Below are 13,282 nucleotides of genomic sequence, written 5' to 3' on the forward strand. Positions count from 1 at the left end.
CGCTGGACCCGTCAGGAACTTACAGCCCCGCCGCCGACCCGCGGACGTAACCACGTGATCAGGTCGTCGAGCACGCGTTCCTGCTCCGGCTCGTTGAAGACTTCGTGGAACAACCCGTCGTAGGTTTTCAAGGTCAGGTCCTCGGATCCCGCCAGTTCGACGATCAGCTCGCTGCCCGAGACATCGGCCAACCGGTCCGCGGTTCCGTGCTGCAGCAACACCGGAATGGTCAGCGACGGCAATCTGGCGGGATACGTACGACTCTCCTGCAACAGTGCTGCCGCGAGCCCGGCCGTGACGCTGCCGTGATAGCCCAGCGGATCGGCGACATAGGCGTCGACGACGGCCTTGTCGCGGGAGACGTCGTGGGGGTCGAGTTTCAGCACCGGCAGCGACGGCACGAACCTGCCGAGGACTGCACCCACCGCGACCAACGCTTTCGGCTGGCCCACGGACGGGTTGACCGCAGGCCCGGACAGCATCAGTGCGTCCAGATCACCCTGATGGTCCAGGGCGTAGGACAGTGCGATGGCACCGCCCATGCTGTGTCCGAGGAGGAAGGTGCGGCTGCCGGGGTGCTGCTCCGCCGCGATGCCGAAGAGTGTGTGCAGGTCGTCGGTGAAGTCCGACCACTTCGCCAAAGAGACTCGTTTGCCGCCGGATCGCCCGTGCCCGCGGTGGTCGGGTGCGTAGACGACGAGGCCGAGCGAGCCGAGCCGCTCGATCACGTGTCGGTACCGACCTGCGTGCTCGGCCAGGCCGTGGGCCAGCACCAGAACGCCGGTAGGCGAATTATCGGCGGCGACGTCCGGGGTCCAGACGTCGTAGACGATACGAGTTCCGTGTACCCCGGCGAACGACGACTCGACATGCTGCATTCGGTCACCGTACAAGGACCGCGACGCCTTCGACGGCCCATCGCTCGAACCCCACAGATTCGTCTAGGTAACTATCCTCAGAGGCGTGGCGATGTACTTGTGACAGACCACCACCGCACCCCCTCGTACCGCGTGGGCAGCCTCGAAGATCAGGAGTGAGTTCACGCATGCCCGACAAGGACGCCGCAGGGGCCTCGCCGACGTGGCGCGATCCCAAGCGTTATCTCTGGCCGCTCGGCCTGACGATTCCGCTGAGCCCGTTCCTGGCGTGGGGCTTGGTGACACTCCTCGGACCCGGCGCATTCTGGGCACTCGGGCTGATGATCATGGGCATCGCGCTGCCCCTGGTCGACAAGTTCGCGGGCGTCGATCGCAGCAATCCACCCGACGAGGCTCTCGCAGCACTCGACAAGGACAAATACTACCGGTGGTGCGTCTACCTCTTCCTCCCGCTGCAGTACGCCGGCCTGGTGGCCGCGTGTTACCTGTGGGCCCACGGCCCACTCGGCACACCGGAGAGGATCGGTCTGGCCGTCACTGTGGGCGTCGTCGGCGGCGTCGGCATCAATGCCGCGCACGAACTGGGGCACAAGCGCGAGAACGTCGAGCGGTGGCTCTCCAAAGTCACTCTGGCGCAGACGCTGTACGGCCACTTCTACGTCGAGCACAACCACGGCCACCATCTGCGCGTCGCCACCCCAGAGGATCCGGCGTCGGCGAAATTCGGTGAATCGTTCTGGAAGTTTCTGCCACGCACGATGATCCACGGTCTGCATTCGGCCTGGGATCTCGAAACCCGTCGACTCGCACGGTCGGGCTCGTCACCGTGGACGCTGCGCAACAACCTTTTCAATGCGGCCGCGATGAGCATCGTTCTGTTCGGGGCACTGATCGCAGTGTTCGGTTGGATCGTGTTGCCGTACCTACTGATTCAGGCCGCCATCGCCATCGTCCTGTACGAGGCTGCCAACTACCTCGAGCACTACGGCCTGATGCGCACCAGGCGTCCGGACGGTCGCTACGCCAAGCCCTCGCACCGGGACAGCTGGAACAGCGATCACCTGTGGAGCAATCTATTTCTGTACCACCTGCAGCGCCACAGCGATCATCACGCGAATCCGGTGCGCCGCTACCAAGCACTACGAACCGTCGACGAGTCCCCGCAACTCCCGGCCGGATACGCGGTGATGATCTTTTGCGCGATGGTTCCGCCCTTGTGGCGCAAGGTGATGGATCAGCGCCTGATGGACTTCTACGACGGCGACCCGAGCCTCGTCAACGTCGACCGCACCGATCGCACCGCGGTCCGCCGCCTCGAGAAGCTGACCGGGGCGCGAGCGCAGTCGTAGCGTCGACGCCTCAGACCGCGGCGGGCTCGTCGGTTTGCGCTCTCAGGTAGCGCCCGAAATGCGGCACCGTGAACGCGATCGTGCCGCGCTCGGCCGAGTAGATCAGGCCCTTCTTGATCAAGCCGTCGCGGGCAGGCGACAGTGATGCCGGCTTGCGTTTGAGCTCGGTGGCCACGGCCGAAGTCGGCACCGAACCGTCGTCCACCGACAGTTCGGCCATCGCGCGCATGTATTCGCGTTCGGCGGGCGTCGCGCGTTCGTAGCGCGAACCGAAGAATCCGACCGCCAATTCCTCCTCCGCTGTCGGAGCGGCAACACGCACGTCCTCGGCGGAAATCGGGCTGTCGGCGGCGAGATCCCAGGTCGCTTTGCCGTAGGCCTGCACGAAGTAGGGGTAGCCATCGGCGGCTGCGTAGAGCGCGTCGAGTGCCTCGGGGGTGAATTCGACGTCCTCGCGGTCGGCCGGCGCGATCAACGCGAGGTCTGCTGCGGCACGCTCGAGCCTGCCGATTCGGTGGTAGCTGAACAGGCGCTCGGAGTAACTCTTGGATGCCGACAACACAGCCGGTAGGTGCGGTAGTCCGGCCCCGACGATGATCAGCGGCGCGGTGTCCTGACTGAGTTCGTGGCAGGCCGCGCACAGTGCGGAGATGTCAGCGGGCCCGAGGTCCTGCATCTCGTCGATGAAGATGGCGATACCCACACCCACGTCCCCGGCCAGTGCGGAAGCGTCGAGCAGCAGTTCGACGAGGTCGATCTCGATGTCGCCGGAATCGGCGCGGCCGGTCTTGGCCGGGACGTCGATGCCCGGCTGCCACCGCTCGCGCATCCCCTTGTCCGCGGTGGCGCGCAGCGCGAAGGCCTTGAGGACGCCGAGAAACTCGTCGACGCGTTCGGGGTCTCGATGCGAGGCCGCGATGCCGCGTACCGCCATGTGCAGCGCCGACGACAGGGGCCGGCGCAGTTCCTGGTCGGGGCGAGCCTCGATCTTGCCGGTGCCCCAGCCGCGCGCGATGGCCGCGGATCGGAGGTGGTTGAGCAGCACCGTCTTGCCGACGCCGCGCAGCCCAGTGAGCACGACGCTGCGTTCCGGTCGGCCGCGGGTGATGCGTTCGAGCACGACGTCGAAGGCGTCGAGCTGCTTCTTTCGACCGGCGAGCTCGGGTGGGCGCTGGCCTGCGCCGGGAGCGTAAGGGTTACGCACGGGGTCCATGGGGCCAAAGTTACAACGAATCGTGCGATATATGCGGACATCTAGCTCGTGTCCTAGAGATCCGTATTCGTTCGATACTTGCGGGACGCCCGAGGCCGGGGCTACTGTCGGCTCCGTGAAGCGCATTCTCGTAGTACGCCGCCGTAGCGGGGTCTGATTCGGACCGACCCCTCGCTGCGGGTCGTCGTGCTCTCTCGGTCCTCCCTTCACATTCGCCAGGACCACCTTCATGAATTCACTCGCTTCGACTTTCGCCACAGATCCGTTCCATGCTCGCTTCGGCTGCGCCCTGCCGCGCACGATGCGCGACGAGATCTCCGGGCAACACATGTCGTGGACGGCCTTCGTCGACCGCTTCTCGCCCACCACCGGGCCCCTCCGGCTGGGCTCTTGGTCCGGCACTGGGGCCACCGGGGGCAAGATGTCGTTCGACGCCACCTTCGGCATCGGTGACACCATCTTCGCTTGTGCCGCAACAACATACGGACCGATCGAGGCGTTGACGTCGATGCTCCACGACGCCGGATTCCGCATCGAGATCCTCTCGTTCCACCAACAGCGCATCGGCGACGAGACCGCCACCTTCGTCCTGGCCGAGCACGACGGTCGCCGCGAATGGTCGATGTCCATCGAGCCCGACGCAACCCTGTCGTCGATCCGGGCCATCGTCGCCGGGGCCAATCTGCTGCATCGGTAGCCCCGACCAGTGCCGAGTTCGCAGTTGTGTAGGCCGAAACGCCCTCATCGCCTGCACAACTGCGAGCTCGACACGCCCCTCGCGTTGGTAGCGCTCTCTTCGCCTCTCTACCGTCCAAGCAATACAGGCGAAGATCTCACTAGGGCATCTCCACTGTCTGCGCGCGGTGAATTTCGGCCAGTGCGCGGCGCACATACGTTTCGGCGCGGCTTCGACGAATCGCGAGCAGATCCGCCACCACCAGCAGGGCGTGCGCAGGCCGCGGCCTCGAACGTGATTGTTCGTCGACGTCCGTCACACCCAGCGCGCCGGTGAGCACCTCGACGAATCCGGCGATGTCCACGCTCGGGAGCCACTCGGCTCCGCGGACGGTTCGGCCGAGTACTTCCTGGACGTTCTCCCCGGTCAAGCCATCGCTGTATACCTCTTCGAGCAAACTCCGTACCATCTCCGCATGCACGTTCCCGGCCTTGGCCGCGTCCGAGCGGTCCAACAGTTCGACGGCCTCGTCGAACGCGATCGGATCCTGCGCCACGACAGCAGCAAGGGCATCGACTGTGGCGTCCGCGATTCGACGCACATCGACGGGCCACTCGGTGGGCCAGGCCACGGGCACGCTGCTCGGGGGAACAGCCACTGGGGAGGGGTCGGTCATCACAGAAGTCTCTCACTGTCCACCGACATGGTTCCTTTTACCTGTAACCGATGTTTATACTAAGTCGCGCACTGTGGCAGCGGCCACATCGTGGACGTGGAGGAGGTCGACTCGATGAACGAGCGCAACGCCGTCGCATCGGACCCGGGCGAAGTGATGCTTCAGGCCAGGAACGTCAAGTTCGACTGGAGCGATCTGCCGATGCACTGGGTGCCCGGCGATCCGTACACCACGCACGTCCTCAACGTGCTGCATCTACTACTCCCGGCCGGCGAGCACTGGTTCGTCGACACGTTCAAAGAGGCCCTGCCCTACATCGACGACGAGAAGCTGCGCGACGACGTCATCGGCTTCATCGGGCAGGAAGCCGTGCACGCCGAGGCCCATACCGGCGTTCTCGTGCATCTGCAGAACAACGGACTCGACCCCACCCCGTTCACCGATCAGATGGAATGGGCCTTCGGCAAGGTCCTCGGATCGGATTCGGTGACGAGTCTGCGTTCGAAGAACAACCTCGTCGAGCGGCTGGCCCTCATCGCGGCCATCGAGCACGTGACGGCGTTCCTCGGTGATTGGGTACTCAATGCCGACGGTCTCGACCGCGCCGGCATCCATCCGACGATGCTCGATCTGCTGCGGTGGCACGGTGCCGAGGAAGTGGAACACCGCTCGGTCGCGTACGACACCCTTCGTTACTTCGACAAGCGCGAGGTACGTCGCCTGCGCACGTTCGTCGTGGTCGTTCCGTTGATGGGGTACATCTGGATGCGCGGCATCATCTTTCTGATGAAGAACGACCCCGAGCTGCAGAGCGCCCCGAAGTCGGTCCGCAAGCCCCGATCGGCCCTGTGGCGCAAGTCTGTTCGCCGCGGCACGCTGCCGGCGCTGACGCACGTCGGCCGCAGTATGTCTCGCTACCTGAAGAAGTCGTATCACCCGAGCCAGGAAGGCTCGACGGCTCAGGCCGTGCGCTACCTGGCGTCGTCCCCGGCCGCGCAGGCTGCGGCGCGGTGAAGCTCTCGACGGGTCGCGTTCCGCGGCTGTTGCCCAAGGACGCGCCACCGGATCTCCGCGGACGCCCCCGCGCCGATCGCTCGATGCAGATGCTCGGAACGTTCCTCAACGGCTACATGCATGCGACTGCCGGCAAGGAGTACGACGACGCGGTAGCCGGCCACAATCCCGATTCCGCGCTGCGGCTGGTGGTCGTCGACCGCGAGATCATCGCCGAGGACGAGAACGTCGCCGCTCTGACCCTCGCCTCGCCGACGGGGGAGCAGCTGCCGAACTGGCATCCCGGCTGCCACCTCGATCTACATCTGCCGTCGGGTCGCCGTCGGCAGTACTCGCTGTGCGGCGATCCATCCGACCGTAGTTGCTACCGTATCGCCGTGCGCCGAATCCCCACCGGCGCAGGTGGATCCATCGAGATGCATGCACTCGAGCCCGGAACCGAGGTCATCGTACGCGGCCCACGGAACGGCTTTCCCTTCGTCGCCGAGGGCAGCGCGCTGTTCGTCGCCGGCGGCATCGGCATCACCCCCATCATCGCGATGGTCCGTGCCGCAAGGATTCTCGGGATGGATTGGCAGTTCGTGTACTGCGGTCGCTCCCGGGACACGATGCCTTTTCTCGACGAGATCGAGAGCTGGGAATCGGATCGCGTGTTCGTCCGGACCGACGACGTGCACGGGTACCCCACCGAGGGTGAATTGCTCGAGCGCGCACCCGCAGGCGGTGCGGTCTACTGCTGCGGTCCTACCCCCATGCTCGACGCCGTCCGCCGCGACTTCCGCCAATGCGCCGCCACCGCATTGCATTTCGAACGCTTCGGCCCGCCGCCGATCCTCGACGGCACACCGTTCGAGGTGCAGCTGATCAGCAGTGGAGCCGTGCTCGACGTCGCCGCCGACGCCTCCGTGCTCACGGCCGTCAAGCAGCAGAAGCCCAATATCGCGTACTCGTGCCAACAGGGCTTCTGCGGTACCTGCAAGGTGCGGGTGCTCGCCGGCGAGCCCGAACACCTGGAATCGCGATTGACCCCGGAAGAGCAGCGCGACCACATGCTCATCTGCGTCTCGCGCGCTCGAAGCGCCCGTCTCGTACTCGATCTATAGAACGGAAAGACAGTGAGCAGCAACGCAGTTCGCATGACGGTCGTCAACGAAGGCATTCGGCTGGCGGTGTTCGAGAGCGGAAACCCCGAGGGCGAACCCATCGTCCTCGTTCACGGGTGGCCCGATACTCACGAACTGTGGAGCCACATCGTCCCGCAACTCGAAGACCGTTTTCGGGTGATCAGCTACGACTCGCGCGGAGCCGGCGAGAGCACGGTGCCGGTCGAGCAGTCGGCGTACAAGTTGGCCCGGTTGGCGGCGGACTTCTATGCCGTGGCAGATGCGGTCAGCCCCGACGCTCCCGTTCACGTGCTCGCGCACGACTGGGGCGCCGTCGAAGTATGGGAGGCTGCAGCCCAGCCCCAGGCGAAGGATCGAATCCGTTCGTACACATCGATTTCGGGACCCAACCTCGATCACCTGGGTAAGTGGTCGCAGTCGCGCCTGCGTCGTCCCACTCTTGCCGGAATCAAGCAGGTTCTCGCCCAGACCCGAGCGTCCTGGTACACCGTCACCTTTCACATCCCCGGCCTGTCGACGCTGCGCATCAAGCGACAGTTCGCCAAGGGCTGGCCGGCATTTCTACAAGAATTTTCCGGCGTCGATCCGAAGCTCGTCACCCAGAACCCCACGCTGTGGTCGGACGCAACCAACGGCACCAACCTGTACCGCGCCAACATCATTCCGATTCTGACCAATCCGCGAGATCGGTACATCGACATCCCCGTGCACCTCATCGTCAACACCGAGGACGTCGCGGTGCGGCCGTACCACTACGACGACACCGGCATGTGGGTGAAGAACCTCACGCGCAACGACATTCCGGCGGGTCACTGGTCGCCGATCTCCCATGCGGACGACATCGCACGATTGACGACAGAATTCATCGACTCGCTGGACTGAACCTTCAGGTCATACGGTCAGATGCCCGCGCAGCGTGGACGACGTGTATTCGGATCGAAAGAGGCCGCGCTGCTGCAGGATCGGGACCACGTGTTCGACGAAGTCGGCGAGTGAGTCCGGGTAGCGCGGGCACATCAGGTTGAAGCCGTCGGCACCGCGGCCGATCCACGATTCCATCTCGTCAGCGATGGACTCCGGTGTGCCGATCATCGTGGCGTGCCCACCGCCGGCCGCCAGCGTGCCGAGCAACTCACGCACGGTGGGGTCATCCTTCTCGACGATGCGCAGAATCGTCTCGTAGCGGCCCTGCGGTCCGGTGAACTCTGCTGCCGGCGGTAGCGGGGGCACCGGTTCATCGAGTTCCCAGGCAGCACAATCCTGCCCGGTGAACGTCGAGAGCATCGCCAGGGATTGTTCCGTCGGCAGCAAGACGTCCAGTTCGGCCTTCTTGCGACGGGCCTCGTCCATCGTCGAGCCGATGTACGTCACCAGTCCCGGCATGATGCCCACTGTCGCACTGTCGCGACCAGCACTGTCGATGCGAGACTTCACATCCTCGTAATAGCTCTGCGCGGCAACGAGATCGTAGGCGACGGCGTAGATCGCCTCGGCATACTTCGCCGCCAGGTCGCGGCCCGGGCCCGACGCCCCGGCCTGAAACAGAACCGGCCTGCCCTGCGGCGACCGCGGCACCGTCAGCGGGCCGTCGACTCGAAAGTGTTTGCCGTCGTGGTCGATCGAGTGCACCTTGGCCGGGTCGGCGTACATCCCGGTGCGATCGAGCGTCAGGGCATCGGGCTCCCACGAATCCCAGAGTGCCAGTGCAGTATCGACGAACTCTGCTGCGCGTGCGTAGCGCTCCTCCCGAGCCGGGATGGCGTCCATTCCGTGATTGCGTGCTTCGGCGTCGAACATGGAGGTGACGACGTTCCAGCCGGCCCGTCCGCCGCTGATGTGGTCCAACGACGCCAGCATGCGCGCGGCATGGAACGGTGTGTAGAACGTCGACGACACGGTGGTAACCAGACCGATGTGTGTGGTCGCTCTGGCTATGGCCGACAGCGCCGTGATCGGTTCGAGAAACCAGGTTCCTGCGCCGGCCGGATCGCGAACGGAATGCCCGTCGGCAAAGAACACCGCGTCGAACTTTCCCCGTTCGGCCAGCTGCGCAAGTTCCTCGTAGTACGCGATGTTGCCCAGGTCCTCCACTCGCGAATCGGGATGCCTCCACGCTGCGCTGTGATGTCCGCAGCCGTACAGAAACGCGTTGAGGTGCATATCAGTTCTTGACCAAACCGCCGTCGACAACGAGGTTCTGACCGGTCACCGACCGCGCCCACGGGGAGGCGAAGAACAGCAGAGCATCGGCGAATTCCTCCGGCGTGGTGACGCGTTGCAGCGGGGTCGAGGCCGCGATGAAGTCGAACACCTCGGCCGGGGTCGCGGCACTGGCATCGGTGGTGCGCAGCAGTCCGCCCGAGACCATGTTGACGGTGATGTTGTCCGCGCCCAGGTCCACGGACAACGTGCGCGTCAGCGAGAGCAGGGCGGCCTTGGAGGCAGTGTAGTCGTGGTACGGCACCACTGGATTCTGGAACAAGTTGGTGCCCACGTTGATGATTCGGCCGAAGCCCGCCTCACGCATTCCCGGCAGGGCCGCCTGCGTGGTGAGCAGTGCCGCGCGAACGCTGCCCCGCAGTTGAGCGTCGAACCGATCCCAGGTGATGGTGTCGGCCTTGGGGCGGGCATCTCCGTCGAAGGAGAAGTCGGCCAATGCGTTGTTGACGACTGTGGTGATCGGAGTGCCGAAATGCGCACGGGCCGAGTCGAACACCGAGGCCACCGCGCTCTCGTCGGTCACGTCGCCCTGAACCGCGAATGCACGGTCGCCGAGCCTTTCCGCCAACGCCTCCGCTGCCTCTTTGCTGGTGCGGTAGTCGATCACCACACGTGCGCCCTCACCGGCGAACGCCGCGGCGATCGATGCTCCCAGTCCGCGGCCGCCGCCGGTGACCAACACTGTCTGCTCGTCGATCTTCACGTGCATCGCCTCTCGTTCGAGGTCGGGACCGTCGCGAGGGACAGGAAATACCGAAACGTCACGACATTCCCTTCGCTGGTCCTAACCAGATCAGGTTCGACGGGTGTGATCTCAGCCCTGACGGGCACCCCGTGTCGCGGTCGACTGTACCTGTAGGTCTCTCTACTGCTTTCTTGCGCTCGACGTAGATAGCCGAATACAGCCGTATGCAGCGATCAGCCGATGACAGCCCAGCCGTGGGGAGGAACGCTTACCCGTCCGTCGTTCAGGTGCGCCTCACCGGCCAGCACTTCGCTGCCCTGGGCCGGGTAGTCGATGGCCTCGTCGCCGAGGTTGAGCGCCACCGTCATCGAATTGTCGTCCGCGTACACGCGGTAGAGCAGTGCGGTGTTGGTGAGCTCGAGTGTCTCGGTGCGCGCGGAGTACAACCACGGATTGCGACGCCGAACTGCGATCAGCTCCTGATGCACTCGGTAGACGGGCCAGCCGTACGGGGCGAGATCCTCGGAAGTGTCCGGGTATTCGGGACGCACCTCGTCATCACCGCCGACGCGATCTTCCTTGATACCGCGGAATGCCTGCTCGTCGCCGTAGTAGATCATCGGCATCCCGCCCACGGTGAACAGAACCACCAACGCGTGCAGCAGATGTCGCTCGTCCTCGATGACGCTGGCGATGCGATTGACGTCATGATTTCCCACGAACGTGGCGGGCACGAATGCGTCGAGCCAGCCGTTGTGACGCTCCAACGCGTGCGAGAGCTCGAAGAAGTTGAGCTCGCTCAGGCCACTCCAGATCGCCTTCCACAGTTCGTACTGGGTCACCGAGTCCAACGTGGACGCCGAGACGATCCGGTCGTAGTCACCGTGAATGACCTCGCCGAGAAAGTATGCTGCCGAATGCTTCTCGCGAACCTTCGGCATCACCGCAGCCCAAAAGCGCGGCGGTACCGCGTAGGCCGCGTCGAGCCGCCAGGCGTCCACGCCGCGTTCGAGCCAGTGCGACAGCACGTCCACCACGTACTGCTGCACGTGCGGGCTCTCGTGGTTGAGCGCGACCAGTTCGTCGTGGCCCTCGAAATTGCGATGCGTCGGCTCGTCCCCGGACCAGTCGAGGTGGAACCACTCCGCGGCCTCGGAATCCGGGCCCTCGGCCAGAGCCTCACGGAACTTCGGGAAGCTCTGCGCGACATGGTTGAAGACGCCGTCGAACATGATCTTCAGGCCGCGGGAATGCGCCGCAGCGATCAGCGAATCGATGTCCTCGTCGGTGCCGAGCCGACCGTCGACGTGGTAGTAGTCGACAGTGTCGTAGCCGTGCTTCTCCGACTCGAAGATCGGACCGAGGGCGATGCCCGACGCACCGAGCTCGAGGGCGTAGTCGAGCCACTTCTCGATTCTGTTCAGCCGGTGCAGATCCGACTGCGATTCACCGTCCCATCCGTGTACCGGAGCGCCGGTGAAGCCGAGCGGGTACAGGTGCCACCAGATGGCGTGCTTCGTCCACTCCATCAGGACGCCTCGATCGAGTCGCGACCGAGCTCGCCCGCGCCGGTATGGCCGGACAGGCTGGTCACCAAGTCGAATTCGGCCAGCAGGCAACGTAGTACGTGTGCAACACCCTCCTGCCCGCCGAGGGCGAGACCGTACAGGAACGGGCGGCCGAGAAGAACCGCATCGGCACCGAGCGCCAGCGCCTTGGCCATGTCGGCACCGGTGCGCACACCGGAGTCGAACAGGATCGTCAGTTCGTCACCGACGGCCTCGACGATGGACGGCAACGCGTCGAGAGACGGCCTGGCACCGTCGATCTGACGGCCGCCGTGGTTGGAGACGACGATGCCGTCGACTCCGTGGGCGGCCGCTTCTCGGGCGTCGCCGACGGTGCAGATGCCCTTGAGCACGATCGGGCCGTCCCAATGCTCTCGCAGGAACGCCAGGTTCTTCCACGACAGCCCCGGGTTGGGGAACATCTGCGCCCAATGCATCGCGGCTGCAACGGGATTCTCCTCGACGGGCTGAGCGAGTCCGGCTTGGAACGCCGGATCGCTCAAATAGTTCTCGATGCCGAGGTTCGCCAAGAACGGGAGGTACCCGCGGTCGAGATCGGCGGGCCGCCAGCCCAGCAACGTCGTGTCGAGCGTCAGCACCAACGTGGTGAATCCGGTGTCCTTCGCGCGCTGCAGGAAGCTCAGCAGAACCGATTCGTCCGTCGGCCAGTACAACTGATACCAGCGCGGCGCATCTCCGCCCGCCTCGGCGATCTGCTCGAACGAATGCGACGCCTGCGTCGAATGTATGTACGGCACACCGAGTTCCGCAGCCGCGCGAACCGTCGCGAGTTCACCGTCGGGATGGGCGAGAGTCTGAATACCCACCGGAGCGATCAACAGCGGTGCAGGCATGTCGGTGCCGAGCACGGTGCACGCATGATCACGCGAGGCCGAGCTGCGCAGCATCCGCGGCGTGATGGCCCACCTGTCGAAGGCGGCCCGGTTCGCCCGCGCCGTCGAGCCACTGCCCGCGCTGGCGACGATGTAGCCGAGCGCCTCGGGCGAGAGCTTCTCGGCAGCCTGGTCCTCCAGCCGCGCCAGATTGGTGGTGATCGACGGTGTCTGCTGGGCGAACATTCCGGCGGCGTAGATGCCGAGTTGGTGATCGCTGAAGTTGCTGGGCCTGGCCTCGGTCATCGTTCGACCCTACCGGGGCACCGCCGAGGATCGGGCGAGAAATGCGTCCAGCAGGGCCGAGCACCGCTTGCGAGCTGCTGCTTCGGAGTCGGCAATGTCTTGCCTGATCTGGTGCACGTCCACCGCGTGTTCGACGCCGTCGCGCTGCCACGCGGCCGCCCATGCATCGTAGGTATCGAGGTCGATCTCGGGGTGGAACTGCAACCCGAGGTGTGGACCGAGAACGAAGGCCTGTTGCGCTGCCTCGTTGCGGGCGATCACCGTCGCCTCCGGCGGTGCGACGAACGTGTCACCGTGGAATTCCATCCACGGGCCCGGGGCGATGAGCTCGGGATCGGACGTCTCGACCTCGACGAATCCGTATTCGGGATGCTCGGACTTGCGTACCGATCCACCGAGCACCCGGGCGAGCAACTGGCCGCCGAAGCAGACGCCGAGGATCGGAACACCTGTGTCGATCGCGTCCCGCACATACGCGATCTCCGGCGCGAGCCACGTCAGCGTGTCGTCGTACGCGGCGTCGGGTGAGCCCATGACCACCACCACCTGCGCGTCGGACAGCGTCGGTGGTGCGACATCGGGACTGTGGTCGAAGGAATGCACGTCCAACCGGAAACCCCTGGTGTGCAATTCGGCGGCGAGGGTGCCGATGTCGCGACGCGCCAGGGACGGGTCCCGGTCGTGGACGAGAACTACGGCGCGCGGGTTGTTCGGGTATGTCACAGGGCTCCTTTACGGTG

Annotated in this window: 13 protein-coding genes and 1 riboswitch; of the genes, 5 read left to right on the forward strand and 8 right to left on the reverse strand. The window is 65.1% G+C overall.

Going from position 1 to position 13,282, the window contains the following annotated elements:
* Window positions 1–11: 11 nt before the first annotated feature.
* Complete coding sequence (locus CH268_RS01945; protein WP_094662240.1) at window positions 12–878, reverse strand: alpha/beta hydrolase; 867 nt, start codon at window positions 876–878, stop codon at window positions 12–14.
* Between the two features lie 167 nt (window positions 879–1,045).
* Here CH268_RS01945 and CH268_RS01950 point away from each other — a divergent pair, with 167 nt between their 5' ends.
* Window positions 1,046–2,227: an alkane 1-monooxygenase gene (locus CH268_RS01950; protein ID WP_094662242.1), complete on the forward strand. Its 1,182-nt coding sequence runs from the start codon at window positions 1,046–1,048 to the stop codon at window positions 2,225–2,227.
* A 10-nt stretch (window positions 2,228–2,237) separates the two neighbouring features.
* Here CH268_RS01950 and CH268_RS01955 read toward each other — a convergent pair whose 3' ends face one another.
* Complete coding sequence (locus CH268_RS01955) at window positions 2,238–3,440, reverse strand: ATP-binding protein (RefSeq protein WP_032367752.1); 1,203 nt, start codon at window positions 3,438–3,440, stop codon at window positions 2,238–2,240.
* Window positions 3,441–3,669: 229 nt separating this feature from the next.
* On the opposite strand from CH268_RS01955, the gene CH268_RS01960 reads away from it, so the two are divergent.
* A complete protein-coding gene (locus CH268_RS01960; RefSeq protein WP_094662244.1) occupies window positions 3,670–4,137 on the forward strand; it encodes a 2-isopropylmalate synthase in 468 nt (155 codons plus the stop codon).
* Between the two features lie 139 nt (window positions 4,138–4,276).
* Here CH268_RS01960 and CH268_RS01965 read toward each other — a convergent pair whose 3' ends face one another.
* Window positions 4,277–4,792, reverse strand: coding sequence for a hypothetical protein (locus tag CH268_RS01965; RefSeq protein WP_094662246.1), 516 nt, complete (start codon window positions 4,790–4,792; stop codon window positions 4,277–4,279).
* A gap of 114 nt (window positions 4,793–4,906) precedes the next feature.
* Here CH268_RS01965 and CH268_RS01970 point away from each other — a divergent pair, with 114 nt between their 5' ends.
* The 3 genes from CH268_RS01970 to CH268_RS01980 are packed head-to-tail and all read left to right on the forward strand — an operon-like array spanning window position 4,907 to window position 7,812.
* Complete coding sequence (locus CH268_RS01970) at window positions 4,907–5,806, forward strand: metal-dependent hydrolase (RefSeq protein WP_027495186.1); 900 nt, start codon at window positions 4,907–4,909, stop codon at window positions 5,804–5,806.
* Window positions 5,803–6,909: a PDR/VanB family oxidoreductase gene (locus tag CH268_RS01975; RefSeq protein ID WP_094662248.1), complete on the forward strand. Its 1,107-nt coding sequence runs from the start codon at window positions 5,803–5,805 to the stop codon at window positions 6,907–6,909. The genes CH268_RS01970 and CH268_RS01975 overlap by 4 nt, the downstream gene beginning before the upstream one ends.
* 12 nt (window positions 6,910–6,921) lie before the next feature.
* Entirely contained in the window at window positions 6,922–7,812 is an 891-nt protein-coding gene (locus CH268_RS01980) for an alpha/beta fold hydrolase (protein ID WP_441346959.1), read from the forward strand.
* A 9-nt stretch (window positions 7,813–7,821) separates the two neighbouring features.
* Here the strand turns inward: CH268_RS01980 and CH268_RS01985 are convergent, their stop codons facing one another.
* The 5 genes from CH268_RS01985 to CH268_RS02005 all read right to left on the reverse strand — a co-directional run bounded on the left by CH268_RS01985 (window position 7,822) and on the right by CH268_RS02005 (window position 13,265).
* Complete coding sequence (locus tag CH268_RS01985) at window positions 7,822–9,090, reverse strand: LLM class flavin-dependent oxidoreductase (RefSeq protein ID WP_094662250.1); 1,269 nt, start codon at window positions 9,088–9,090, stop codon at window positions 7,822–7,824.
* 1 nt (window position 9,091) lies between these two features.
* Window positions 9,092–9,859: a 3-oxoacyl-ACP reductase gene (locus CH268_RS01990; protein WP_094662252.1), complete on the reverse strand. Its 768-nt coding sequence runs from the start codon at window positions 9,857–9,859 to the stop codon at window positions 9,092–9,094.
* A 43-nt stretch (window positions 9,860–9,902) separates the two neighbouring features.
* Window positions 9,903–9,995, reverse strand: a riboswitch (TPP riboswitch).
* Window positions 9,996–10,068: 73 nt separating this feature from the next.
* A complete protein-coding gene (locus CH268_RS01995; RefSeq protein WP_094662254.1) occupies window positions 10,069–11,364 on the reverse strand; it encodes an alpha-amylase family glycosyl hydrolase in 1,296 nt (431 codons plus the stop codon).
* On the reverse strand, window positions 11,364–12,542 hold the full coding sequence (locus CH268_RS02000) for an alpha-hydroxy-acid oxidizing protein (protein WP_057474506.1): 1,179 nt from the start codon (window positions 12,540–12,542) through the stop codon (window positions 11,364–11,366). The genes CH268_RS01995 and CH268_RS02000 overlap by 1 nt, the downstream gene beginning before the upstream one ends.
* 9 nt (window positions 12,543–12,551) lie before the next feature.
* Window positions 12,552–13,265, reverse strand: coding sequence for a type 1 glutamine amidotransferase (locus CH268_RS02005; RefSeq protein ID WP_094662439.1), 714 nt, complete (start codon window positions 13,263–13,265; stop codon window positions 12,552–12,554).
* Window positions 13,266–13,282: the final 17 nt, after the last annotated feature.

Source organism: Rhodococcus sp. 06-1460-1B, assembly GCF_002258475.1.
In the GTDB taxonomy this organism is placed as follows: Bacteria; Actinomycetota; Actinomycetes; order Mycobacteriales; family Mycobacteriaceae; genus Rhodococcoides; species Rhodococcoides fascians.